This window comes from Neisseria sp. Marseille-Q2251, from assembly GCF_940793045.1.
In the GTDB taxonomy this organism is placed as follows: Bacteria; Pseudomonadota; Gammaproteobacteria; order Burkholderiales; family Neisseriaceae; genus Neisseria.
Map to the genome: position 1 here is coordinate 1 of NZ_CALNWV010000034.1, position 22,421 is coordinate 22,421.

General features: G+C 48.8%; 27 protein-coding genes, 1 other RNA gene and 2 pseudogenes. 22 read left to right on the forward strand and 8 right to left on the reverse strand.

The genetic code is table 11. The features are described from left to right. The 5 genes and pseudogenes from AAG834_RS10445 to AAG834_RS13840 form a co-directional block, all read left to right on the forward strand. A pseudogene (locus tag AAG834_RS10445) lies at positions 1–121 on the forward strand (IS630 family transposase); the annotation flags it as partial. 151 nt (positions 122–272) lie between these two features. Beyond that, positions 273–461, forward strand: a complete 189-nt coding sequence (locus AAG834_RS10450; RefSeq protein ID WP_070514065.1) for an excisionase — start codon at positions 273–275, stop codon at positions 459–461. Beyond that, positions 446–694 (forward strand): Arm DNA-binding domain-containing protein, encoded by a 249-nt coding sequence (locus AAG834_RS10455; protein WP_070514066.1) that lies wholly within the window; start codon positions 446–448, stop codon positions 692–694. Before AAG834_RS10450 ends, AAG834_RS10455 begins: the two co-directional genes overlap by 16 nt. Before the next feature lie 126 nt (positions 695–820). Further along, the gene (locus tag AAG834_RS10460) at positions 821–1,162 is read left to right on the forward strand and encodes a tyrosine-type recombinase/integrase (RefSeq protein ID WP_342032084.1); all 342 of its coding nucleotides are present in this window, start codon (positions 821–823) and stop codon (positions 1,160–1,162) included. Then, positions 1,147–1,422 (forward strand): annotated as a pseudogene (locus AAG834_RS13840) (site-specific integrase); the annotation flags it as partial. The gene AAG834_RS10460 and the pseudogene AAG834_RS13840, both read left to right, overlap by 16 nt. A gap of 190 nt (positions 1,423–1,612) precedes the next feature. On the opposite strand, the gene ssrA reads toward AAG834_RS13840, so the two are convergent. After that, positions 1,613–1,975, reverse strand: a transfer-messenger RNA (tmRNA) gene (gene ssrA / locus AAG834_RS10465). 159 nt (positions 1,976–2,134) lie between these two features. Here ssrA and AAG834_RS10470 point away from each other — a divergent pair. The 8 genes from AAG834_RS10470 to AAG834_RS10505 all read left to right on the forward strand — a co-directional run bounded on the left by AAG834_RS10470 (position 2,135) and on the right by AAG834_RS10505 (position 7,367). Then, positions 2,135–2,566: a type II toxin-antitoxin system RatA family toxin gene (locus AAG834_RS10470; protein WP_003756250.1), complete on the forward strand. Its 432-nt coding sequence runs from the start codon at positions 2,135–2,137 to the stop codon at positions 2,564–2,566. Then, entirely contained in the window at positions 2,559–2,834 is a 276-nt protein-coding gene (locus AAG834_RS10475; protein WP_049229736.1) for an RnfH family protein, read from the forward strand. Before AAG834_RS10470 ends, AAG834_RS10475 begins: the two co-directional genes overlap by 8 nt. 84 nt (positions 2,835–2,918) lie before the next feature. Further along, complete coding sequence (gene pth, locus AAG834_RS10480) at positions 2,919–3,497, forward strand: aminoacyl-tRNA hydrolase (protein WP_342032085.1); 579 nt, start codon at positions 2,919–2,921, stop codon at positions 3,495–3,497. A 53-nt stretch (positions 3,498–3,550) separates the two neighbouring features. After that, complete coding sequence (locus tag AAG834_RS10485) at positions 3,551–3,757, forward strand: dioxygenase (RefSeq protein ID WP_342032086.1); 207 nt, start codon at positions 3,551–3,553, stop codon at positions 3,755–3,757. Next, the gene (locus tag AAG834_RS10490) at positions 3,754–4,140 is read left to right on the forward strand and encodes a VanZ family protein (RefSeq protein WP_342032087.1); all 387 of its coding nucleotides are present in this window, start codon (positions 3,754–3,756) and stop codon (positions 4,138–4,140) included. The genes AAG834_RS10485 and AAG834_RS10490 overlap by 4 nt, the downstream gene beginning before the upstream one ends. A 298-nt stretch (positions 4,141–4,438) precedes the next feature. Further along, complete coding sequence (locus AAG834_RS10495) at positions 4,439–5,218, forward strand: (Fe-S)-binding protein (protein ID WP_003743122.1); 780 nt, start codon at positions 4,439–4,441, stop codon at positions 5,216–5,218. Next, complete coding sequence (locus AAG834_RS10500; protein ID WP_009173618.1) at positions 5,215–5,916, forward strand: LutC/YkgG family protein; 702 nt, start codon at positions 5,215–5,217, stop codon at positions 5,914–5,916. Before AAG834_RS10495 ends, AAG834_RS10500 begins: the two co-directional genes overlap by 4 nt. Next, positions 5,913–7,367, forward strand: coding sequence for a LutB/LldF family L-lactate oxidation iron-sulfur protein (locus tag AAG834_RS10505; RefSeq protein WP_070514071.1), 1,455 nt, complete (start codon positions 5,913–5,915; stop codon positions 7,365–7,367). Before AAG834_RS10500 ends, AAG834_RS10505 begins: the two co-directional genes overlap by 4 nt. Before the next feature lie 336 nt (positions 7,368–7,703). Here AAG834_RS10505 and bioB read toward each other — a convergent pair whose 3' ends face one another. Further along, a complete protein-coding gene (bioB, locus tag AAG834_RS10510) occupies positions 7,704–8,765 on the reverse strand; it encodes a biotin synthase BioB (RefSeq protein ID WP_070512032.1) in 1,062 nt (353 codons plus the stop codon). A 418-nt stretch (positions 8,766–9,183) separates the two neighbouring features. Here bioB and AAG834_RS10515 point away from each other — a divergent pair, with 418 nt between their 5' ends. Next, the gene (locus AAG834_RS10515; protein WP_083299282.1) at positions 9,184–9,624 is read left to right on the forward strand and encodes a methionine ABC transporter permease; all 441 of its coding nucleotides are present in this window, start codon (positions 9,184–9,186) and stop codon (positions 9,622–9,624) included. Between the two features lie 158 nt (positions 9,625–9,782). Here the strand turns inward: AAG834_RS10515 and AAG834_RS10520 are convergent, their stop codons facing one another. The 6 genes from AAG834_RS10520 to mreB are packed head-to-tail and all read right to left on the reverse strand — an operon-like array spanning position 9,783 to position 16,055. Then, entirely contained in the window at positions 9,783–10,439 is a 657-nt protein-coding gene (locus AAG834_RS10520) for a MarC family protein (protein WP_049231480.1), read from the reverse strand. An 11-nt stretch (positions 10,440–10,450) separates the two neighbouring features. Next, positions 10,451–11,614, reverse strand: a complete 1,164-nt coding sequence (gene rodA / locus AAG834_RS10525; protein ID WP_342032088.1) for a rod shape-determining protein RodA — start codon at positions 11,612–11,614, stop codon at positions 10,451–10,453. After that, positions 11,607–13,628, reverse strand: coding sequence for a penicillin-binding protein 2 (gene mrdA / locus AAG834_RS10530; protein ID WP_446740456.1), 2,022 nt, complete (start codon positions 13,626–13,628; stop codon positions 11,607–11,609). The genes rodA and mrdA overlap by 8 nt, the downstream gene beginning before the upstream one ends. 27 nt (positions 13,629–13,655) lie before the next feature. After that, positions 13,656–14,159, reverse strand: coding sequence for a rod shape-determining protein MreD (mreD, locus tag AAG834_RS10535; RefSeq protein WP_070512018.1), 504 nt, complete (start codon positions 14,157–14,159; stop codon positions 13,656–13,658). 7 nt (positions 14,160–14,166) lie between these two features. Beyond that, positions 14,167–15,006 carry a rod shape-determining protein MreC gene (gene mreC / locus AAG834_RS10540; protein ID WP_342032090.1) on the reverse strand — a complete coding sequence of 280 codons (840 nt, stop codon included), beginning with the start codon at positions 15,004–15,006 and terminating at the stop codon, positions 14,167–14,169. An 11-nt stretch (positions 15,007–15,017) separates the two neighbouring features. After that, positions 15,018–16,055 carry a rod shape-determining protein gene (gene mreB, locus AAG834_RS10545; protein ID WP_003778899.1) on the reverse strand — a complete coding sequence of 346 codons (1,038 nt, stop codon included), beginning with the start codon at positions 16,053–16,055 and terminating at the stop codon, positions 15,018–15,020. 226 nt (positions 16,056–16,281) lie between these two features. Between mreB and gatC the strand changes: the two genes are divergently transcribed. The 8 genes from gatC (at position 16,282) to AAG834_RS10585 (ending at position 22,222) form a co-directional block, all read left to right on the forward strand. After that, positions 16,282–16,572, forward strand: coding sequence for an Asp-tRNA(Asn)/Glu-tRNA(Gln) amidotransferase subunit GatC (gatC, locus tag AAG834_RS10550; RefSeq protein ID WP_003778900.1), 291 nt, complete (start codon positions 16,282–16,284; stop codon positions 16,570–16,572). 29 nt (positions 16,573–16,601) lie between these two features. Then, positions 16,602–17,087 carry a hypothetical protein gene (locus tag AAG834_RS10555; protein ID WP_070512012.1) on the forward strand — a complete coding sequence of 162 codons (486 nt, stop codon included), beginning with the start codon at positions 16,602–16,604 and terminating at the stop codon, positions 17,085–17,087. 64 nt (positions 17,088–17,151) lie between these two features. After that, a complete protein-coding gene (locus AAG834_RS10560) occupies positions 17,152–17,913 on the forward strand; it encodes a WGR domain-containing protein (protein WP_070512009.1) in 762 nt (253 codons plus the stop codon). Between the two features lie 2 nt (positions 17,914–17,915). Then, on the forward strand, positions 17,916–18,548 hold the full coding sequence (locus AAG834_RS10565) for a DUF6714 family protein (RefSeq protein WP_246830397.1): 633 nt from the start codon (positions 17,916–17,918) through the stop codon (positions 18,546–18,548). A gap of 124 nt (positions 18,549–18,672) precedes the next feature. Continuing rightward, positions 18,673–19,251, forward strand: coding sequence for a DUF4303 domain-containing protein (locus AAG834_RS10570; RefSeq protein ID WP_070512006.1), 579 nt, complete (start codon positions 18,673–18,675; stop codon positions 19,249–19,251). A 77-nt stretch (positions 19,252–19,328) separates the two neighbouring features. After that, on the forward strand, positions 19,329–20,774 hold the full coding sequence (gene gatA, locus AAG834_RS10575; protein ID WP_342032091.1) for an Asp-tRNA(Asn)/Glu-tRNA(Gln) amidotransferase subunit GatA: 1,446 nt from the start codon (positions 19,329–19,331) through the stop codon (positions 20,772–20,774). Between the two features lie 100 nt (positions 20,775–20,874). Next, the gene (locus tag AAG834_RS10580) at positions 20,875–21,294 is read left to right on the forward strand and encodes an SMI1/KNR4 family protein (RefSeq protein WP_342032092.1); all 420 of its coding nucleotides are present in this window, start codon (positions 20,875–20,877) and stop codon (positions 21,292–21,294) included. 58 nt (positions 21,295–21,352) lie between these two features. Continuing rightward, a complete protein-coding gene (locus tag AAG834_RS10585) occupies positions 21,353–22,222 on the forward strand; it encodes a DUF2262 domain-containing protein (RefSeq protein ID WP_342032093.1) in 870 nt (289 codons plus the stop codon). Positions 22,223–22,421: the final 199 nt, after the last annotated feature.

Genomic DNA, 22,421 nt, shown 5'->3' on the forward strand with positions numbered 1-22,421 from the left:
TTCACCTGAGCTCAACCCGATTGAGAAGGTGTGGGCGAATATTAAGCGGTATCTGCGAACCGTATTGTCTGATTACGCCCGATTTGACGATGCGTTACTGTCCTATTTTGATTTTAATTGACTATAACTAAACCGCTTAAAGGCGAACTTAAAATTTGGAGAAAAAATGCAAACAGAAAGACGACTCAGGTTGCCTGATGTCCGCCACATGGTTGGCTACGGTACTACGACCACTTACTACAAGTCCTAATTACTCATATGGAGGATTGAATATGCTGAACCAAATCCAGTTGAAACGTTACGCCGAGTTGTCAGGCTATACAGAAAAGGCTTTAAGGGACAAAATTAGCACCGGCGTTTGGATAGAGGGACTCCACTACTACCGTGCACCTGACCGCCACATCTTAATCAACGTAAAAGAGGTAGAAAAATGGCAACGAAACGAATGCCAACCGGCTTAGTTATCCGCGACTGTAGTATCAAAATATGGTTCATGTATCGGGGTAAACGATGTTGGGAAAGCCTGCCGCTCAAGCCCACCACCGCCAACATCCGACATGCCACCAAACTCTGGGAAGAAATATGTACCCGAATCGCCATCGGCGTATTCGACTACGCTGAATTCTTCCCCCACTCCAAACGTGCAGAAAAAACGGAAAGCAGCCCCACTTTCCGTGAGATGGCCGAAGCCTAGCTGGCCACCGTTAACCAGCTATCCCACTCCACCCTATCCCGCTATCGCGGCATGCTCAACAGCCACGTTCTGCCCAAAATTGGCGACATACCGATAGACCGTATCCAGTACAGTACCCTAGCCGGGTTGCTGGCTACCTTAGACTGTAGCGCAAAAACTCGCAACAACATCGCCACCGTTATTCGGCAGCCGTTTGTTCTTGCGCTCCGCGACGGTAGGATAAAAGACAACCCCGCCCAGCATCTGGCCAACGCCAAAGTGCAGAAAGAGCCGCCTGACCCGTTCACGCTCGAAGAAGCCGAAGCCATCCTAGGCTACCTGAAAAATGAACCTGTGTTTCACAATTACTTCGAACTGGCCTTCTTCAGCGGTATGCGTACCAGCGAGTTCATCGCCCTCACTTGGCAGGACATCGACTTTCAGAGGCAGTGCGTGTGCGTAACAAAGCATCCGTGGCTGGCAAGCTGAAAAGCACTAAAACCCACAGCTACCGAGACATCGAACTCAATAGCCGCGCCTTGGAAGCCTTACGCAGACAATGGCAAAGAACAGGACTAGCAAGCGGATACGTTTTCATCAATCCAAAAACCGGCAGCCCGTTTGAGAATGACAAAGTACCTTGGAGACCGTGGCAGCACGCCATAAAAATAGCGGGGGTAAGGTACAGGAAACCCTACAACACCCGCCATACATTTGCCACACTCAACCTCATGGCCGGAGCCAACCCCATGTGGGTAGCCCGGCAGATGGGACACAGCACCATGAAGATGCTACTTGAAAACTATTCCCGCTGGATTGACTTGGCCGACAAGCAGCGTGAAAAGTCTAAAATCGAGCAGCTTTTTGATGGGAAATGTGCCAATAGTGTGCCAAAAAACACAGAAATGAAGATAAGTATAGGATACTTATCGGATATCTTGGTGGAGGCGGGGGGAATCGAACCCCCGTCCGGAAGTCCTCTACAGAGCGTTCTACATACTTAGTCGTGTCTATTTAAAATCTCGTTCCTATCATGCCGACCGACAGGCCTTCTAGGAACCAGTTACCTTAAATCTTATTTCCCGCCAAGTAACCCGGCGGAAAACCAGTCAATGTAAAATGACGTTGCGGTAGCTTGCACTACACAGCCCATTGACCAACTGCTGCAACGGCAGGCCTTAAGCGGCCAGTGCGTAAGTTTCGTCGTTTGCGACTATTTAGATTCAGTGTTTTACGGGAAATCTGAGACCCCGGTATGCCCGCATCTGCTTTGCAACCCCCGTCGAAACCAAGATCGCCCCCAGATGGGAAAGGTCGATTATACGCATATCGTTATACTTTGCCAAGTCGGACTGTCTTGATGATGAGTTTGATTGGGATGGTTGCAGAGATTCGAGGTCGTCTGAAAAATACAGTGAATTCGTTTATAATACCGCTTTCCGATTTTGGGCCTGTTTGAGCATGAAAAAGGTTGAGAAAAATATCTTGGTTTTGCATAGCGCGGAGCAAATGTTTGAGTTGGTTGATAAGGTTGAAGACTATCCGAAATTTTTGCCCTGGTATAGTAAAACTGAAGTGATTGAACGAAAAAACAATGAGTTGAAAGCGCGTCTTTTTATGGACTATATGCGCGTGCGCCAATCATTTGCTACACACAATCACAATATTCCCGGCAAGGAAATCCGAATGGATTTGTTGGAAGGGCCTTTTAAAATCTTGCGGGGAACATGGAAATTCTTAGATTTGGGCGACGATATGTGCAAAGTTGAATTTAAATTGGAATATGAATTTTCCAACTCTGTCTTATCTGCCATGATTTCGCCCGTTTTCAGCCATTTGTCCGGGGCATTGGTTGATGCGTTCGTTAAAGAAGCGGATCGCCGTTATGCTTGAGATTGAAGTCGTTTACGGTTTGCCTGACAAGCAAGTGTTGAAAAAACTGAATGTGCAAAATGGCTGTACGGCGCGTGAAGCGGTGTGTCAAAGTGGTTTAGATGAAATATTTTCAGAACTGGACTTGCAAACTGCTCCGCTAGGAATTTTTGGCAAATCAGTTAAAAGTGAGACGCTTCTTCGCGATAAAGATCGGATTGAGATTTATCGCCCATTATTGATTGATCCTAAAGAGGCACGTCGAAAACGGGTACAGAATCAGGATTGAAAGTTAACCGGGGTCGTCTGAAACCATGTTCAGACGACCTTTTATTGAAAATTACCGTATTTTCTGAGGTATTGAGAAATAATTATGTCGAATAAAATCAAACTGATCGTCGGACTGGGAAATCCCGGGGGCGAATACGAACAAACCCGTCATAATGCAGGATTTTGGTTCTTAGACGAACTTGCGTGGCAGTGGAAAGTATCATTTAAAGAAGAGAAAAAATTTTTTGGTGAGGTGGCGCGGGCGAATCTGCCTGATGGCGATGTGTGGCTGCTTAAACCCATGACTTTTATGAATCGTTCCGGCCAGTCTGTTGCCGCACTCGCGCAGTTTTACAAAATCAAGCCCGAAGAGATACTGGTTGTGCATGACGAATTGGATATTCCTTGCGGGCGTATCAAATTTAAACTTGGCGGCGGAAATGGGGGGCATAACGGCTTGAAAGATATCCAAGCCCGTCTTGGTACACCTGACTATTACCGTTTGCGTTTGGGTATAGATCATCCGGGTGACCGTAACCTCGTTGTCGCTTATGTATTGAACAAGCCAAGCGCAGAACACCGCCAACAGATTGACGAGGCAATTGCCAAATCATTAAAAGCGATGCCGAAAATAATGTCGGGCGAATGGGAAGAAGCTACACGTTTCCTACACAGCAAGTAAATACTATGTTGTGTACGTCATTATCCGCCCTCCTCTTTTGAAAAATTCCCTATATGTCTCAGATTTTAGAATTAATCCAGAATGAACCCGTCGGTGTAGTGGAAGAAACCCTTGATTTCCTGCTGTACGAATGCAGTATAGATGATGCACCGACAACAGAGGAAGTTGAACAATGGTGCGACATCTTAAACGGACGCGGCAACAAATTCATCCGCCTTGCAGCTATCTGCCAAACTTGGTTGGATGAGGAACAAAAATGAAGTTTTACATCAATAAATTCAGTCTGTTGGCTATCATTTGGTTTGTGGCCGGTATATATTCTTTGATTTTCAAGGAATCTGGCAATACGCCGCCACCGTTTCCCAATTTCGACAAAGTAGCCCACTTCGCTTTGTTTTTTGCCCAAATTTGGTTATTGGCAAAATCTTATATTCACGAAAAAGCAAAAATTCCGTATCTCGGTTTGTTGATATTCGCACTTCTGTTTGCTGTTGGAAGTGAATGGGCACAAGCTACGTTTACCACAACACGCGAAGGCTCTATTGGCGACGGCATTGCGGATATGTTGGGCTCAGGTGTCGCGTTATGGGTTGCAGCAAAAATTAATACATCCAAAAACCCTTCTTCTTCCCAGTCCCATTAACTACCCTCACCTATTTTTTTCTATAAAACTATTTGAAACCCGGGTGCAATCGTATTTGTTGAATACCCTTGCATTCATATGGATTGATTAATTTATTCATTAATAAATGAATTAGCTTTTAAATATAATGATATTTATTCGCATATAAATATTTATATTTGTGGAATCAGTATTTCAGACGACCCATCAATCGTTTCCAATATTATTTTTTAAAATTATACTTGACCGCCTACATGCAATTACTTAAAGTAGCCATCTATTTATACAAAGAAAAACGGGTACTCCCGTTAACGAAAAAATGAGCGCAATCACCCCACCCAAAATCACTACATTCGACAGCAAGCCGACGGATGTCTATTTCTTCGGCACCTGCGTCCTCGATCTTTTCATGCCCGAAGCAGGCATGGATGCCATTACTTTAATCGAGCAGCAAGGCATACGGGTTCATTACCCGATGGCGCAAAGCTGCTGCGGCCAACCCGCCTACTCTTCCGGTCATCCGACCGAGGCGTTTGATGTCGCCAAAGCGCAACTCGACCTTTTCCCTGAAAACTGGCCAATCGTCGTACCGTCCGGCTCGTGCGGCGGCATGATGAAACATCACTGGCCTACCCTGTTTAAAAATACAGAATACGAATCCAAAGCGGTGGATTGTGCCAACCGTATCATTGAGTTTACTCATTTCTTGCTTGCCATCGGCTACAAGCCTGAAGACAAAGGCGAGCCGGTCAAAGTCGCCGTCCACACTTCCTGCGCGGCACGCCGCGAAATGAACGTCCATATTTCAGGCTGGCAGTTGATTGACGGTATGGAAAATGTTGAACGTATCGTTCACGACCACGAAAGCGAATGCTGCGGCTTTGGCGGTACATTCTCTGTCAAACAGGCCGATATTTCCGGCGCGATGGTAACAGACAAAGTTGCCGCGCTGAAAGAAACCGGTGCGACCGAAATCATCAGCGCGGACTGTGGCTGCATGATGAACATCGGCGGCAAAATCGCTAAAGACGAGCCGAACATGCCGCGCCCGAAACACATCGCATCCTTCTTGTTGGAACGTACCGGAGGCAAAGCATGAGCGCGCGCGAAAATATTTTGGCAAAACTGAAAAAAGCCGACGCATTGCCGATGGAAGAGCCTGCGGTTTTTGATTATTACCGTGAAATGGGTGTTTCTTGGGACAGCGAAGTTGAGCGTCTGAAACATTGGGCTGCCGCTATGCGTGCAGTCAAAACCGAAATTTATTGGGTGACCAAAACCAGCTGGCCGCAAGTATTCCGTCAAGCTGCCGAAGGCAAAGGTTTGAAAAACATCCTGCTGCCGTTGGCGACCGAACACGGACAAATTGCCCGTGCCGCGCTGGTGGACAGCAATATCGAACCGATTGCTTTCGAGCGCGAAATCGATACTTGGAAAACCGAGTTCTTCACGAACATCGATGCAGGCTTTAGCGGCTCGCAATGCGGCATCGCCCGTACCGGTACACTGATGCTGTTTTCCAGCCCCGAAGAACCGCGTACTTTAAGCCTCGTTCCGCCCGTGCATTTCTGTCTGTTTGATACGGCGAAAATGTATAACGAATTTCACAACGCCGTTGAAGGCGAAAAACTGGTGGAAAACGGTATGCCGACCAATGTTTTCCTGATTTCCGGCCCGTCCAAAACCGCAGACATTCAGTTGACGCTTGCTTACGGCGCGCACGGTCCGCGTGATTTGGTCATCCTCGCCATCCTGCCTGACCACATTTCCCCTGCCGATTTGGAGGAAAACGCATGACTACGCAAACCATCAAGTTCCACATGAAGCCGGAAACTTTCAAACAAAACGCCGCAATTTCCCTTCAAGACAAGCCTTTGCGTAAGAGTCTGCGTACCGCGATGGATATGCTGATGACCAAACGCAAAGCCGTTTTGACCGACGAAGAAGAGCTGCAAAGCCTGCGTGATTTGTGCGAACACGTCCGTCAGCGTTCTCTGTCCAAATTGCCCGCCCTGCTGGAGCAACTGGAAGAAAACCTGACTAAGTTGGGCGTGAAAGTACACTGGGCGGAAACTCCGGCCGAAGCCTGCCAAATCATCCACGACATCATTGCTGCCAAAAACGGTAAGCTGATGGTCAAAGGCAAATCGATGGTCAGCGAAGAAATCGAACTGAACCATTATCTTGAAGCAAAAGGCATTAAAGCAGTGGAAAGCGACTTGGGCGAGTTTATCGTCCAAATGGCAGGTGAAAAACCGACCCATATCGTGATGCCCGCCATTCACAAAACCAAAGAACAGGTTAGCGAACTTTTCCACCAAAACCTCGGCACGCCGTTAACGGACGACGTAGACCAACTGACCGGCTTCGCCCGCAAAGCCCTGCGCGATATTTACAGCACTGCCGATGTTGGTTTGAGCGGCGTAAACTTTGCTGTTGCAGAAACAGGTACGCTGTGTCTGGTGGAAAACGAAGGCAACGGTCGCTTGAGTACCACCGTTCCGCCCGTGCATATCGCTATTACCGGTATTGAAAAAGTTGTAGCCAAGCTGTCGGACGTTCCTCCTTTGTACAGCCTGCTACCACGTTCTGCCATCGGTCAGAACATTACCACCTATTTCAACATGATTACCGGCCCGCGCCGCAGCGAAGAGCTGGACGGTCCGCAGGAAATGCACTTGGTTCTGCTCGACAACGGCCGCAGCCAAGCCTATGCCGAAGATCAAATGCGCCGCACCTTGCAATGTATCCGTTGTGGCGCATGTATGAACCATTGTCCGGTTTATACCCGTATCGGTGGCGCGGCATACGGCACAACCTACCCCGGCCCTATCGGCGAGATTATTTCTCCGCACCTTTTGGGCTTGGAAGCCACCCGCGATCTGCCGACCGCCTGTACCATGTGCGGCGCGTGTGTGGAAGTTTGTCCGGTGCGTATCCCGATTACCGAGCAAATGCAGCGTCTGCGTGTCGAGGCACAACGTTCGCCGACCGAGGTCGTACCACATCCTATCCGCGGACAAGGCGCATCGCATACCTTCGGCGAACAAATGGCATGGCGCACGTTCAACGGCATTTTCAGCGGCAGCAAAGCCTACCGCGCCTTCGGTTGGGCGGCCACTAAATTCCGCGCATTGACGCCGAGCAAGCAACTGGGCTGGACAGACAACCGCGTTCCGATGAAACCTGCCAAGAGAACGCTGCATGAAATGATGGCGGAAAAAATGCGCCAAAAAGAAAAAGCGTAAAGCTGAATCTGACAAGGAGCGCGACACATAGTTGAGGCTCGTCTGAAAATAGCAAACTGCACTTTGTTAGCTGGATTTTTCCTCCAGTCAGCCAAAGTGCAGTTTTTATGACTTAAATTTGGCGGATAACATTGCATCAGTACGGCTATCGGTACAGCATACGACTCTGCCCCGTCTGATTTGAAGTCGAGCCACGATTAAACGCATCTGAGCAATACAGAAAGTGTTCTTAAAATCTCATTAAAAAGGTCGTCTGAAAACCGTATTTGAAGCATTAGCTTCGTAAATATAGTTCTCAGACGACCTTGATCTATCGGAAATATAAGAAAGAACGGATTAATAATCTACTTTGATTTTAGGCGTTTCGTTTTCCTGTTGCGCCGCTTCGTATTCTTCTTCCAACTCAAACCGTAACGGATACAAATTCAGTTTTTCCATCAATAGGCGGTCGCCGTCTTCGTCGGGGTTTTCGGTGGTTAAGAGCTTGTCGCCGTAGAAAATCGAGTTCGCGCCCGCCAAGAAACACATCGCCTGCATGGACTCGGGCATATTGCTGCGTCCTGCCGACAGACGGACGTAGCTGTGCGGCATGGTAATCCGTGCTACGGCGATGGTGCGCACGAACTCCGTCCAGTCCAAATCTTCGGCATCGGCAAGCGGCGTGCCTTCCACTTTGACCAACTGGTTAATCGGCACGCTTTCGGGCTGCGGGTCAAGGTTGGCGAGGCTGGCAATCAGTCCGGCACGCTCGGCGCGGGTCTCGTTCATGCCGACGATGCCGCCGCAGCAAACCTTCAAACCGGCATTGCGGACTTTGCCCAAGGTATCCATGCGGTCTTCGTGTTTGCGCGTGTGGATGATGTCGTTGTAGCGCTCAGGGTCGGTGTCGAGGTTGTGGTTGTAATAGTCCAAACCTGCTTTTTTGAAGTCTTCCGCCATACCGTCTTCGAGCATACCGAACGTGCCGCAGGTTTCCATGCCCAAGCCCTTCACGGCTTTGATGATTGCGGAAACCGTCTCCACGTCTTTGGGTTTGGGTCCGCGCCATGCCGCGCCCATGCAGAAACGGCTTGCGCCGCGCGATTTGGCGATTTTGGCTTTTTCGACGATTTCATCTACATCCATCATCTGCTCTTTGCCCAGATTGGTGTTGTGGTGCGCCGATTGCGGACAGTAGGCGCAGTCTTCGGGACAGCCGCCGGTTTTGATGGATAACAGCGTGGAAAGCTGGATTTCGCGCGGGTTGAAATTTTGGCGGTGTATTTCGGCGGCTTGGTAAACGAGGTCGAGGAAGGGAAGTCCGAACAGGGCTTCGACATCGCATTTTTTCCAATAACGCGCAGTCGGGTGCGGCTTGCGCTCGGTCTTACGGCGCAAGGCGACGGGAGAGATGGTCATAGTGTGTTCTTTCGTGTTTACAGCGGCGCAATGACGCTGACTGCCTGACTGTCGGCGCAATGACGGCAGCGGCGTGGTTAGATAAGTTGGCATCGATGTTATTTGCCTCAAAGGGTGAAATCATTCAAATCAAATACTTGAACAATTTTGGCAGCTCATAAAATCATAAGATTGCCACCCTACTCTCGATGCCGGATGGAGTGTAACGCTTTTGAAAACTCAGGGCAAAACTTTTTAGTTTTTCACTCAAAAAATCATCTGAATTTCTATTTCCATTGATGGAAACCGACTTTTCAGACGACTCTCATCAAAAGGAACGAATTTTATCTATGTGTGATATTGGCGGATAGGCAGAATCAAACTAGAATCGATAAATTAATTACAACGTGCTATGACTATAAATTAGAAAAGGAATATGATGAATCAGCCTAAAATTAAAGCATATTGGAAATCTGCCGCTCTGCTGCTGGTTGTATTTGGTGTGCAAGTACTGTTGTTTTTGTTATTGCTTTACATGAATGTTTTAGATAAAGGAAATCCGTCCGTTTTAGAGATATTGGGCAATGTTTTGATTTCTACTGCCCATGGTCTACCCGCCATGCTGTTATGTACCCTTGTCGCAAAACGTTTGTACTTGCGGCGCAGTGTAGCAGGAACGTTGTTGTTTACATTGCTTTCAGCGGCAGGTGTGGTACTTACGATTGCGGCATCTGAAGGTATGTTGATGCTGATATATCAGCGTTCAACAACATTGGATTGGCAAATGTACGCCGGAGTCGGAATAATGGGGGCAATTGCGGGCTCGATTGGTTCTTTGATGTTGCCGAAGTCGTCTGAAAACAAGTCTCTCAATAAATAGTTACATAGCTTTGACTATTGTATTTTGGATAGATATTGGCACTTTTAGAAAGTCAATAGACTAAAGGTCGTCTGAAAACCCTGTTTTCAGACGACCTTTTACATTGGCAAGGATAAACAAATATGCGGTAATGTCTGCTTCTTGTCTAATCCGCTGAACTAGCCTGCCAGTTGCGGAAAAATAGATTTCAATCCGGCAACGATGATTTCTACGGAGACGGCCGCAAGCATCATACCCATGATGCGGTTGAGGATGGTCAACCCTGTCGTACCCAGTTTTTTGCTGATTCGCCCGGCGACGATGAGGATGGCGTAGCAAATCAGGCTGACGAGGAAGCCTGCGGTAAGGATCAAAGCAATATCGCTGTAATTTTTGGCGGCTGAGGCGTAGATGATCACGGTAGAGATACCGCCCGGACCGATGGTGATGGGGATGGCGACGGGAACGACGGCGATGGCTTTGGCATTTTTCTGGATGTGTTGTACAACACCCTCTTCCTTGTCTCCACCGATATTTTGTTTGGCAGGGTTGTCGTTGCCGTTCATCATGGAGATGGCGATAAGCAATACCAAAATACCGCCGCCGACTTGGAAAGAGCCGACGCTGATGCCTAAGATTTTCAACAACATCCCGCCCGTTAAGGTGAAGACGGTAATGACGATGAAGACGGCGAGTGCGGCGGTGCGGGCGATGCGGCGCTTTTCTTTGGTGCTGTGATCCTGCGTCAAATCAAGGTAAATCGAAAGCGCGCTGAACGGGTTGATCAGTACAAGGAAGGCAACCAAAAGTTTGCCGATTTCTACACCTAATTCCATTTTTTATTCCCTTATTGGTTTTTTGTAGAGACGTTTACGTCCGCTTTGTCATTGAATTCGTAGCGGCGTTTGGTTTTGTGCTCGCTGGAAATACCCATGAGCAGCGCAAGTACGGTCATGATGGAGAGCGTTGCAGTGCCGCCATAGCTGACCAACGGCAGGGGAACGCCGACAACGGGCAAAATGCCGCTCACCATACCCATGTTCACAAAGGCGTAGCAGAAAAAGGTCATGGTCAATGCGCCGGCAAGCGTGCGGCTGTAAAGCGATTGGGCTTTGGCGGCAATCAGCAGTCCGCGCGTCAGGATAACGAGGTAAACCAGCAGCAGCAAGATGTTGCCGATCAAACCGAATTCTTCGCCATACACGGCAAAAATGAAGTCGGTCGTGGACTCGGGAATGTAATCCAAATGCGTTTGTGTGCCGTTGAGCCAGCCTTTTCCCCAAACGCCGCCCGAACCGATGGCAATCATGGACTGAATGATGTGGTAGCCTGCGCCCAAAGGGTCTTGCGTCGGGTCAAACAGCGTCAAAACGCGGGTTTTCTGATAGTCGTGCATCCCGTAGTTCCACAAAAGTGGCAATGCGGCAATAAAGGCGACGATGGCGGCAAAGATGACTTTCCAAGGTAAACCTGCGAAAAAGACGATGAAAATACCCGATGCCATAATCAAAACCGCCGTACCCAAGTCAGGCTGTTTCAAAATCAGCGCAACGGGGATAAGGATTAAAAGCATGGCGATGATGTAGTGAAACCATTTCAGACGACCTTCGTGCCGTTGGAAATACCAAGCAACGGTCATGGGCAGGACGATTTTCATGATTTCGGACGGCTGGATGCGTGTGAAACCCAGCTCCAGCCAGCGCGTAGAGCCATTGACGGTAACGCCTGCAACCTCGACGGCGACAAGCAGCAACACGCCAATCAGGTACATCGGCAGCGCAACCTTTGCGGCATCACGCGGCTTGAAGGAAGCGACAAACCACAGGAGCGCAAAGCCTGTTACGGTGTGAATGGTTTTGTGTTCAAGCTGACCGAAATCCTGACCATCCGCCGAATAGAGCAAAAACAGGCTCATGATGTAGATGGCGAGCATGGGGAAAAACAGCCACGGGTCTATCGGCGCGGATACGATGCGCTTGATTTTCGCCCACATTCCGACCGTTTCATTCATGATTTGCTTCCTCCTGTTTCAGACCGTAGGCTTTTTGGAATATGGTCGGCGGTTGAGGTTGTGTGCGGTGTTGTTGCGGTTCGGGCATTCCGCCTGCATCAGGGTCGTCTGAAAACTGCTGCGGCTTGACGTTGAGCATATAAAAGTCGGTTAAGCTGCGGGCAAGCGGTGCGGCGTATGCACCCCAGCCGCCGTTTTCCAGAATCACTGCGATGGCGATTTCAGGTTTCTCTAAGGGGGCAAACGAGATAAACCACGCATGGTCGCGATGTTGCTCGCGCAAGGCTGAGGCGTTGTAACGACCGCCCTGCTTGATTTGTACAACCTGTGCTGTACCCGTTTTGCCGCCCATGCTGTAAGCCAAACCGCCGCCGATACGGTGTGCCGTACCGCCCGGTTTCAAAACTTTTTCCATCGCCTGTTTGACGTATTCGAAATTGTCTTGTTTAAACGGAATTTTGTATTCGGGATTGGGATTGATACGCGTGATTTTGCGTTTGTCGAAATCCAACAACTCTTTCACCAAATGCGGCTGATAAACCACGCCGTCATTAGCGAGCGAGGCGGTGGCGTGTGCCATTTGTAGTGGGGTGTAGGCGTTGTAACCCTGCCCGATACTGACCGAGACCATCTCGCCTGCGCGCCATTCTTTGGCGGTAGGATCGGACGATTTGGCAAAGCGTTTCGCCTTCCATTCGCGGCTGGGCAAAACGCCCGTATATTCGCTGGGCAGGTCGATGCCGGTTTTTTTGCCGAAACCGAATTGCGCTAAATACGGCGATGCTTTGTCTATGCCCATTTCGTAGCCCAAGCGGTAGAAAAAGGTATCAGACGACACCTGTATCGCCTTGCTCAAATTTGCCGAACCGTGACCACTGCGTACGGAATCTCGGAAAACGTGGCGACTGCCGGGAATGCTCCATGCGCCGGGCGCAGGAACGACCGTCGTTTGGGTAATTTTGCCGCTTTCCAGCAAAGCCATGCCCATAAACGGCTTAAACGTCGAGCCCGGCGGATACAGACCTTGCGTTACGCGGTTAACCAACGGCTTTTTCCAGTCGTCATTCAAGGCTTTCCAAGTTTCGCTGTCGATGCCGTCGATAAAGAGATTGGGATCGAAAGAAGGTTTGGAAACGAAAGCCAACACTGTACCGTCTTGCGGATTGATGGCGACAATCGCCCCGCGCCTGTCTCCCAATATTTTGTCCGCTTCTTGCTGCATACGGATGTCCATGCCCAAACGCAAAGTTTGCCCCATACGCGACGGCACGTTTTTCAAGACGCGAACAATATTGCCGTAAGCGTCTTTTTCCACTTCTTGATAGCCGGGCGCGCCATGAAGCTGCGGTTCGTAAAATTTTTCCAGCCCCGATTTGCCGATGTGCGTGCTGCCGCGATAAAGCGCAGTCAATCCCTCTTCTTCCAAAATTTCCTGATCTTTGTCGCTGATGCGGCCGATGTAGCCTAAAAAGTGTGAAGTCAGTTTGCCATAAGGATACTCGCGGAAAGTACGCGAATTGACTTCTACGCCTTTAAATTCATTAAGATGCACGGACAATTTTGCCGCTTCTTCATCTGTCAGGCGCAGCTTGAGCGGGATGTTTTCAAATTTGCGGTAGCTCTCGCGGTATTTGTGGAAACGCTTCAAATCGGTAGGCGTAATATCGACATACTTCCGCAAGGCTTCGATGACATCCTCCATCTTACCTTCAATGCGGCTGGGGATGACTTCCAGAGAAAACACGGGATAGTTTTTTGCCAACGGCACGCCGTTGACATCTACGATTTCGCCGCGGACGGGCGGGGTTGGAATTAATGTGATGCGGTTGCTGGATGCCTGTCCGGAAAAATCGTCATGCCGAAACACCTGCAAATAAACAAACCGCGCCACCAATGCGGCAAACAGAACCACAATCAGGATAAACGCCACCAGCAGACGCAATAAAGAATCGGCTTGTGCCGCCTTTGCAGTCTGTGTTTTACCGCTACCGCCATTTTTCAGACGACGTTTCATAGTATTCAGTATAGGCATGGTTTCACGTTATCTGTTGGCGCGATAAAAATTGGTCAGCATCAGCATCAACTGGCTCAAGAAAGGCCAAAGCAGCGCACCGGTCAAAGGCGCAATAAAACTTTGCCAAGTGATGATTTGGTTGTTGAGAAACAGGCGCGCCGCCACCAATACCGCCTGATGGCAGAACAATGCTGCCAATACCGCCCCAATCTGCATGATGTGGCCGTAGAGCATAATTTGACGGCGCGTGTTCAATACGAAATACACCATGACCGTATAAGACAATGCGTGCAGCCCCAAAGTCGCTGCCGTTGCAGCATCGACTATCAAGCCGAGCAAAAACGCAATGCCCATGCCGACACGTTGGGGATGGTGCATAGACCAATAAAGCAGCATCAGCGCAGTCAGTTCGGGTAGCCAAAAAAACACATCAAAGGGAAAAGGCATGAAATCGACAAGCATGGTTACGGCAAAACTTGCCGCAATCACGCCGACAGGCATGGCACGGTAGGAATCGTCAAAATCGTTCATGAATGATTTATTGAGAAGAATGGGAAGAAGACAGAACCAAAACAAAGCGGCTGCGGAGCAAGGCGGCAAACGGGGTCAGTTCTGTGTCGTAATAAGGCGTACCTGAAGCGCGGACGACTTTATCCACGTGCGCCACGGGAATGCCTGCCGGATAAATGCCGTCCAAACCGGAAGTAATCAAAACATCCTGCGGCTTCAAATCCGATCCTGTCGGGAAATAGCGCAAATCCAAGCCCACGCCGTTGCCGTAGGCGAGATTGCGTTCGCCCGTCCGCTCAACGGCAACAGGGACGATACTTTGTGCAGCCGCTATCAGCTCGACTTCCGCACTGTTTGCGTGAACCAATGTAATCCGCCCGATTAAGCCGTTTTGATCGATAACGGCATCGCCCGCCGCAACCCCTTCGCCACTGCCTTTATTGATAATCAAACGTTCGGACAATGGGTCTTTGCCACTGGACAACACTTCCGCACCAATGACATTACTTACGCCTTTTTGCTGCAAACTGTATAGCTTTTTCAGCTCCTGCAATTCGCTCAGGTTAACCTTGTCGCGTTGAAGCTGGATTTTCAGACGGCCGTTTTCCTCCAAAAGGAGACGGTTTTGCTCCAATAGCTCGGTTTGCGATTGAGATTGGTTGGAAAAATATTGATAGAGACGGACCGGCTGGTTTGCCAACCATTGCACCGGATAAAGAATCTCCGCCGCCGCAGTACGCACAGGCTGCATCAGGTCGAAACGACCGTCTGCCACCATGATGCCGGCACCCAATAAAAGATACGCAATAAAACGAGGCAACAGCTTTTGGCCCTTTGCCTCGTCAAACCGTAAAGAAGAATGTTCCATTTCAGCCTGCCTTACGGGTTATCCACAAAAACGGCATTCCATTTGCCGATATAATCCAAGGCCTTACCCGCACCATAAGCCACACAGTTCAAAGGCTGGTCGGCAATACCGACAGGCAGCCCCGTCGCATCCGCCAAAACAGTGTCCATACCGTGCAACAATGCGCCGCCGCCCGTCAGCATAATACCCCTGTCGGCAATATCGCCAGCCAACTCAGGCGGAGCTTGTTCCAACGCAAGGCGCACGGCGCGAATAATTTGATTAACCGTTTCGCTTAAAGCCTCGCGCACTTCTTCCGAAGTAATGGCAAGCGACTTGGGCGTACCTTCCGCCAAATCGCGACCTTTAATCCGCATGGCGGTTTCGGTTGCAAAGCCGGAGGCTGAACCGATTGTTTTCTTCAATTCCTCAGCCGTTGCTTCGCCAATCAACACGCCGCGATGACGGCGCAGATAGTGCACGATGCTCTTATCGAACTCATCACCCGCCGCGCGGACAGAGGCGGAATAAGCCATACCGCCCAACGACAAAATGCCGATTTCCGTTGTGCCGCCGCCGATGTCCACCACCATCGAACCGGCGGTATCCTCAATCGGCAAACCCGCACCCAAAGCAGCCGCCATCGGCTCCTCAATCAAATGTACGGAAGATGCGCCTGCGGCAAACGCAGAATCCAAAATTGCCTTGCGTTCCACTTGAGTTGCCCCGCCCGGCACGCAGATCACTACGCGCGGCGGTACGACCGAATTGCCTTGTATTGCTTTTTTAATCAACATACCCAGCATACGCTCGGCAATCGTAAAATCAGCAATCACCCCATCCCGCATAGGACGGACGATTTCAATATTGCGCGGCGCACGCCCCTGCATTTTTTTGGCTTCCGTACCCACGGCGACAATCTTACTTTTACCGCCCGTACCCGATTGAACCGCCACCACAGACGGCTCGTCCAAAACAATGCCTTTACCACGCACATAAATCAACGTGTTCGCCGTACCCAAGTCAATGGCGATATCGTTGGAGAAAAAACGGGATAAAAAACGAAACATAAAATACCTGAATATCGGCCCAGCACCGATTTTATTTAATTGTTATTCAAAATATTAAAAACATGGGAACAACGCCTTTTCAGACGACCTCCCCACTCCCCGTATGAAACGCATGGCGAAATCACACGCCGTTTGAGTAGTTTTCGGTTATAATTCCTCGTTTCATCGAAGAAGAACGCAATGATACCCCAATAAAGGGGCGTTTGCTATCAGACAAGGATTTTTTATGGCTTTAAGCTTAACCGATGTGGAAAAAATCGCCAAACTCTCACGCCTTTCGCTGACAGAGGAAGAAAAAGGCAAAACCCTCTCAGAATTGAACGACATTTTCGCTATGGTTGAAAAAATGCAGAGCGTGAATACTGATGGGGTTGAGCCGATGGCTCACCCTCATGAAGCCGCCCTGCGCCTGCGCGAAGATAAAGTTACCGAAACCGACCATGCCGCCGAATATCAAGCCGTCGCGCCCGAAGTGCGCAACCGTTTGTATATCGTGCCTCAGGTAATTGAAGAATAGATGGAGTTTACCCTTTAGGAAAACCAATAATGAATAAATTTTTGACCACATTATTACTTGGCGTACTCACGGTTAACGCCTACGCTATGCCTAAGGATGACAACAACCCTAAATCCTCTGTATTGCCTGTTGTTCATTCCGAGCAAGCCGTGCATTTGTATGACTACGAAACACCTGACGGGAAATACAGCGCATCACTCTATCCGAACAGTATCAAAAATCTCGGTAATGGTTGGTATTCGACCATTACACGGCATCAATCTGCGGGTTCAGGCAAACATGCCCATATGCTGATTTTAGATTGGGTACATTGCCAAGAACCTAAACAATCTGTTATGAGCGCGATTGCCCTGTTTGACAAAAACGGACAACTTGAAGAGCGTATCGACGTTCACAATTACAATAGTCCCGACAAAATGCCGCAAGAAGCCATTGGGCAGCTGAAAAAGGAAGATTCCAGCGAAACAATGCACAGTGACAAAATGGTGGAAACCGTTTGCAGCCGCGTAAAATAAAAATGTAAGTTATTTTACCTAGTTTAAATATTTGCAGTTTTAGACGACCTGAAAAGGAATTTCTGTGAAACAAGCCTTCATTTATACCGACGACAAGTCCCAGAAATTTTGGATTATCGATTCCGCTGGTAGCGACATCATGGTTAATTTCGGCAAACTTGGAACTGCCGGACGTTTCCAAATTACCGAATACGACGGTGAAGCCGATTGTCAAAAAGCTGCTGACAAACTCATCGCACAAAAGACCAAAAAAGGCTACAAACCTACTCCCGATTTTAATTTCATCGACCGCCTCTATTTTGACGATGAAGATTTCGGTCCGCATCGCAAAACCTCGCATCCACACTTCGTCCGATACTTAACCGATGATTTCTATTATGACTGCGGTGACGAAGAGGCTCCGTTTGGCAGTGATGAAGGCAGTGATGCGTTGTATGAGCTTGCACAAACCTTCCGCAAAAATCCCGATCTGGATACATTGATTTTCCCAGAGAAATTGATTTGTGAATATTGGGATATGGATTACCTGCCTCCTCAAGAAGACCAAACTGCCGAAAGCATTGAAGAACTGTGTAAACAACAGGAAACCGAAGTTTATCAATCCGATAAAGTGATTATCGCCACAGCATTTGGCAGCATTAAAATTGCAGGTCGTCTGAAACCTGAATTGCAGCAACTTGCCCAGCTTGCCATGCAGAGACTTGACATATTGGCACAGCTACGCGGCTGGTGTTTTGCTGGTACTCTGTCTGAGATCAATCAACAAATGGCAGATGACTTGAAACGTTTCGTTGTTGCACAAGCGAACCATTTTCAGACGACCTAACTATGAAACATCAGCGTGCTGAGCCTGTATGCACAATGTCTCCCAAGCGACTCATCAAGATACTGGGCTACCTGCGTGAATATGCTCAACAGTGGAATAAAGCATACGAAGAAATCGCCGAGCAAGTCTGCCACGCATTTGCCGATACCAAGCTGAAAGACGGAATCGGAATATTGGAAGCCGACTGCGTGGATGACTGGATGGATACCAATAATCCGGAACGTTGCCGCTATCGCGCTGAAGACGAACGCAATTATTGGGAAAATGTCCTTTTTCAAGGACACCGCATAGGAGAGATTCCGCGTTTTAATCCCTGCTCCTCCATCACATTTATGGATAGTATAGGCAGGCATTTCGCCCTGCCATATTACTTGCTTTGGGCATTACAAGACCCAGACAATATGGTTGCCAATACATTGGCTTATGCATTGGAGAACAGTTATTACACCGATGAACTGCTGCTCAACGCTGCTCAACAACGTGCTTTGTTGAATACAGTCCGTTTTCTCGTGGAAATAACGGCAAATACCTACGACGACGGCTACTCTTCATATATTGACAGCCCATGGCAGGCTGCATTTGAACACTTAAATCAAATATTGTCAGATGCCAATATTTTGCCTGATAAAAAATAAGCCTTCCAAAAGAAGGTCGTCTGAAAGAACAAGTACAGTTTTTAAGTGTAATTTGAAGTATGCAGTGACAAAACAGTTCTGTTTCACATACGAATAGACAAAAAGCATGAAGCAAAGGAATCCCATGTCCACCGAGCAACAACAACTGCACTCCATCGCCGCTAACCATATCCGACACTGCTTCAGCCACATCAAGCAACAGGTCGAACAGGCAGGCAAAGAAGTTGCCGCGTATTATTTCTATTTGGTTGACGACTTTTTTGCCGCAGACAACGCCGTAATTACCCATCAGGATTTAGCAGCCTTTGCTGCCAAGCACAAGAAAAAATACAAAAACTGCACCATCCTGCAGGCGATTTGGGATGGCAGATGCACACTTTATGAAGGCAAAACCGAAATCCAGAATGCTTCAGATGACTGGCTGGAAAACCAAAGCGAGCTCTACCAAGTTGCATACCGCAGCATAGAAAATCTAGATGATGACGACACCTATCAGCAAAAACGCACCGAATACGAAACAGCCCTGATAGCCGCACTACAACAATGCGACCAAGAAGGCCTGTTCGGCAATCGTGCTGAAAACGGTATATTGCTATTTGCGTTTTATATTGATGATTATGATGAAAATGACGAACAATCTTTACTTTACCGTTCCGCCACGCAGCTCAACCAACCTGATACTTACCAAAAATTGATGGGTTGATGTTTTCAGACGACCCTGAAATCAGCCTACACCATTAAACTATTTAAAATCCCACTTATTTAAACTAAAAGACTCTTATGACCCAATACACCCTCAAACAAGCCAGCCAACTGCTGCAATCCAAACAAATCTCCGCCGTCGAACTGGCAACCGAATACCTCGCCGCCATTGCTGCGCAGAACTCGGCTATCAACGGCTACATCACCTTCGACCAAGACAAAACCCTCGCCGAAGCCCGTGCCGCCGATGCGCGCATCGCACAAGGTAACGCTACCGCGCTCACCGGAGTACCCATTGCCTACAAAGACATTTTCTGCCAAACAGGCTGGCGCAGTGCGTGCAGCTCCAAAATGTTGGACAACTTTATCTCTCCCTACACTGCCACCGTCGTGCAAAACCTGCTTGATGAAGGCATGGTAACGCTCGGCCGTACCAATATGGACGAGTTCGCCATGGGTTCGACCAACGAAACCTCGTTCTACGGCGCGACCAAAAACCCGTGGAATCCCGAACACGTTCCAGGCGGTTCGTCCGGCGGTTCCGCAGCGGTCGTTGCCGCACGCCTTGCTCCTGCCGCGCTTGGTTCAGACACCGGCGGCTCCATCCGCCAGCCTGCTTCACACTGCGGCATCACCGGCATCAAACCTACTTACGGCACAGTTTCCCGCTTTGGCATGGTTGCATACGCATCCAGTTTCGACCAAGCCGGTCCGATGGCGCAAACCGCCGAAGACTGCGCGATTTTGCTTAATGCGATGGCAAGTTTCGACGAGCGCGATTCCACCAGCTTGGAACGCAGCAAAGAAGACTACACCCGCGATTTGGACAAACCGCTCAAAGGCATGAAAATCGGTCTGCCTAAAGAATATTTCGGCGAAGGCGCGGATGCCGATGTGCAGGCTGCTTTGCAAAACGTCATCGACCTTTTAAAAGTGCAAGGCGCGGAAACCATTGAAGTTTCTCTGCCGCAAACCGCCCTGTCCATTCCCGCGTACTACGTCCTCGCTTCCGCCGAGGCCAGCACCAATCTTTCCCGCTACGACGGCGTGCGCTACGGCCACCGCGCCGCCCAATTCGGCGACCTAGAAGAAATGTACAGCAACACCCGCGCCGAAGGTTTCGGCAGCGAAGTCAAACGCCGCATCATGATTGGTACTTATGTGTTGTCGCACGGCTACTACGATGCCTATTACTTGAAAGCCCAAAAACTGCGCCGCCTCGTTGCCAACGATTTTCAGACGGCCTTCGCGCAATGTGACCTCATCCTTGCTCCGACTGCGCCCACCGCCGCCCCCAAACTCGGCAGCGACATCCACGATCCCGTGCAGATGTACCTTTCCGACATCTACACCATCGCCGTGAATCTGGCCGGTTTGCCCGCCCTGACCCTGCCCGCAGGTTTCAGCAGCAGACTGCCCATCGGCGTGCAATTTATCGGCAACCACTTCTCCGAAGCCAAAATCCTCGGTGCGGCGCATCAAGTACAACTGGCGAGTGATTGGCACACGAAAGCACCTGTGTGAAGTTTTCAGGTAACCTTTGAGGTCGTCTGAAAGGCTACCTGAAAATAGTAGAATTCGTAGCATTATTGTTTTGAATCATCTTTTTCAGGTAGCCTGAGTAATGCACCAACCCAAAATCCCGAAAAACTACGACAAACTACTCAAAAAATACGAAGGTCTGGGTGGTAGGCCCAATCAGGAGCAAGACCAATTCGGCTACAAGCTGTTTACCGAAACCCATATTTTTTACAATTCAGACGAAATCCTAAAATATAGCCGCGAGCTACCCAAGGATTTCCCCACAGAGGAAGCTGAAGAATATGTCGACCACCAAAAGCAAAACGAATACGATTTAGGCTATATTACCAATTTCTCGCAAATCCTCGTATTCGGTGTTGATGGCAGCAATTGCTCGTTCTGCATGGATTTCTCAGAAAATAAAGAAATGCCTCGTGTGATTTATTGGGATGACGGCGAGCTGACATGGCGTGTTATTGCTAATTCATTAGAAGATTTTTTTAGCTTATTTAATTGGGCATAGTTTTGGATCTACCTCAGATTAATTCCCAAACCAGTACAGTCAATTTGCAAGGGAGCTTATGAACCCCATTCAAGACTTCGATAACCGTTACTCCCCTGAAGAAATCGAAATCCTCTTTACGGCTGCTGATAGCAATATTGTTGAGTCAGTACACCCGCGCATTAAAACGCGCTATGTTTGTCAAGATGGATTGGCATACATCAACTGTAACACTGGGGAGTGTGTTAACAATTTGTGTGACATTAACTGGGTCGGCACAGAAGCTGAAGTTGTAGCAAAACTGCAGGAATTTGAGATTGGACATAACTACCGTTTACGCGTTCGTCGTCGCAAACCCGCTGCTGCAGAATCATTCCCACACACCGAACCTGAAAGGCTGCCCGAAATCTTCCGCCACAGTTTCATGTTAGTGGATATTCTCGAACGAAATGTTGCTCACTCCGAACTAGACCACATCGTCGCCGAATACCTTCGCCCTGTGACCTACACCGACACACGGGGTTGGACGTGGACAATGGATAAAAAATACGGTGGTGGGCATTTTTCCACTACCGTTCAGTGGCAGGGCGAAGAGCTCAACCTAAGCCTCCATACCGACGGTAACACACTTTCCGAACACGACTCTGCCTTGCAGGACTGCCACTCCTTCTTTGCCGACTACGAACAACACATAGGCAGTCTGAAAGAATACATCGCCCAAGAAATGCTCAGTACTGCACACGAACTAGAACTGCAACAGGACGAACCGCCTGCCGAGCCAATAACTGCTACCGAGCTTAAACACCGCGTATCGATATTCTCCCTGAACTTTTATGGCAATGGTAAATTCCGCGCTACACTTAGCGACGACGGCATTTTTTGGCATCATATTATTGATGTGGACGGTAACTTAGACGGTAGTTATGATGAAGTGGAATTAGACGGCTAAACGACATTTTTGGTTGTATTCAACCAAACTATTACATTTGGATGGTATGGTTAAATAGCGGTCATCAACAATGCTTAGTTATAATTGATGAAATCCAAAGTAGCGAAATGGTATGAATTTGAAACTCATAAAAACCCAACGGCAACATTAAGAAACCGTCTAATTTCTAGCAGTCTGAAACTAACAAAATTACTAAAAT

Excerpts from the sequence above, each read along its gene's own strand:
- AAG834_RS10450 (WP_070514065.1), top strand. The coding sequence starts at position 273 with ATGCTGAACCAAATCCAGTTGAAACGTTACGCCGAGTTGTCAGGCTAT.
- AAG834_RS10455 (WP_070514066.1), top strand. The coding sequence starts at position 446 with ATGCCAACCGGCTTAGTTATCCGCGACTGTAGTATCAAAATATGGTTC.
- AAG834_RS10470 (WP_003756250.1), top strand. The coding sequence starts at position 2,135 with ATGAAAAAGGTTGAGAAAAATATCTTGGTTTTGCATAGCGCGGAGCAA.
- AAG834_RS10475 (WP_049229736.1), top strand. The coding sequence starts at position 2,559 with ATGCTTGAGATTGAAGTCGTTTACGGTTTGCCTGACAAGCAAGTGTTG.
- pth (WP_342032085.1), top strand. The coding sequence starts at position 2,919 with ATGTCGAATAAAATCAAACTGATCGTCGGACTGGGAAATCCCGGGGGC.
- AAG834_RS10485 (WP_342032086.1), top strand. The coding sequence starts at position 3,551 with ATGTCTCAGATTTTAGAATTAATCCAGAATGAACCCGTCGGTGTAGTG.
- AAG834_RS10490 (WP_342032087.1), top strand. The coding sequence starts at position 3,754 with ATGAAGTTTTACATCAATAAATTCAGTCTGTTGGCTATCATTTGGTTT.
- AAG834_RS10495 (WP_003743122.1), top strand. The coding sequence starts at position 4,439 with ATGAGCGCAATCACCCCACCCAAAATCACTACATTCGACAGCAAGCCG.
- AAG834_RS10500 (WP_009173618.1), top strand. The coding sequence starts at position 5,215 with ATGAGCGCGCGCGAAAATATTTTGGCAAAACTGAAAAAAGCCGACGCA.
- AAG834_RS10505 (WP_070514071.1), top strand. The coding sequence starts at position 5,913 with ATGACTACGCAAACCATCAAGTTCCACATGAAGCCGGAAACTTTCAAA.
- bioB (WP_070512032.1), bottom strand. The coding sequence starts at position 8,765 with ATGACCATCTCTCCCGTCGCCTTGCGCCGTAAGACCGAGCGCAAGCCG.
- AAG834_RS10515 (WP_083299282.1), top strand. The coding sequence starts at position 9,184 with ATGAATCAGCCTAAAATTAAAGCATATTGGAAATCTGCCGCTCTGCTG.
- AAG834_RS10520 (WP_049231480.1), bottom strand. The coding sequence starts at position 10,439 with ATGGAATTAGGTGTAGAAATCGGCAAACTTTTGGTTGCCTTCCTTGTA.
- rodA (WP_342032088.1), bottom strand. The coding sequence starts at position 11,614 with ATGAATGAAACGGTCGGAATGTGGGCGAAAATCAAGCGCATCGTATCC.
- mrdA (WP_446740456.1), bottom strand. The coding sequence starts at position 13,628 with ATGAAACGTCGTCTGAAAAATGGCGGTAGCGGTAAAACACAGACTGCA.
- mreD (WP_070512018.1), bottom strand. The coding sequence starts at position 14,159 with ATGAACGATTTTGACGATTCCTACCGTGCCATGCCTGTCGGCGTGATT.
- mreC (WP_342032090.1), bottom strand. The coding sequence starts at position 15,006 with ATGGAACATTCTTCTTTACGGTTTGACGAGGCAAAGGGCCAAAAGCTG.
- mreB (WP_003778899.1), bottom strand. The coding sequence starts at position 16,055 with ATGTTTCGTTTTTTATCCCGTTTTTTCTCCAACGATATCGCCATTGAC.
- gatC (WP_003778900.1), top strand. The coding sequence starts at position 16,282 with ATGGCTTTAAGCTTAACCGATGTGGAAAAAATCGCCAAACTCTCACGC.
- AAG834_RS10555 (WP_070512012.1), top strand. The coding sequence starts at position 16,602 with ATGAATAAATTTTTGACCACATTATTACTTGGCGTACTCACGGTTAAC.
- AAG834_RS10565 (WP_246830397.1), top strand. The coding sequence starts at position 17,916 with ATGAAACATCAGCGTGCTGAGCCTGTATGCACAATGTCTCCCAAGCGA.
- AAG834_RS10570 (WP_070512006.1), top strand. The coding sequence starts at position 18,673 with ATGTCCACCGAGCAACAACAACTGCACTCCATCGCCGCTAACCATATC.
- gatA (WP_342032091.1), top strand. The coding sequence starts at position 19,329 with ATGACCCAATACACCCTCAAACAAGCCAGCCAACTGCTGCAATCCAAA.
- AAG834_RS10580 (WP_342032092.1), top strand. The coding sequence starts at position 20,875 with ATGCACCAACCCAAAATCCCGAAAAACTACGACAAACTACTCAAAAAA.
- AAG834_RS10585 (WP_342032093.1), top strand. The coding sequence starts at position 21,353 with ATGAACCCCATTCAAGACTTCGATAACCGTTACTCCCCTGAAGAAATC.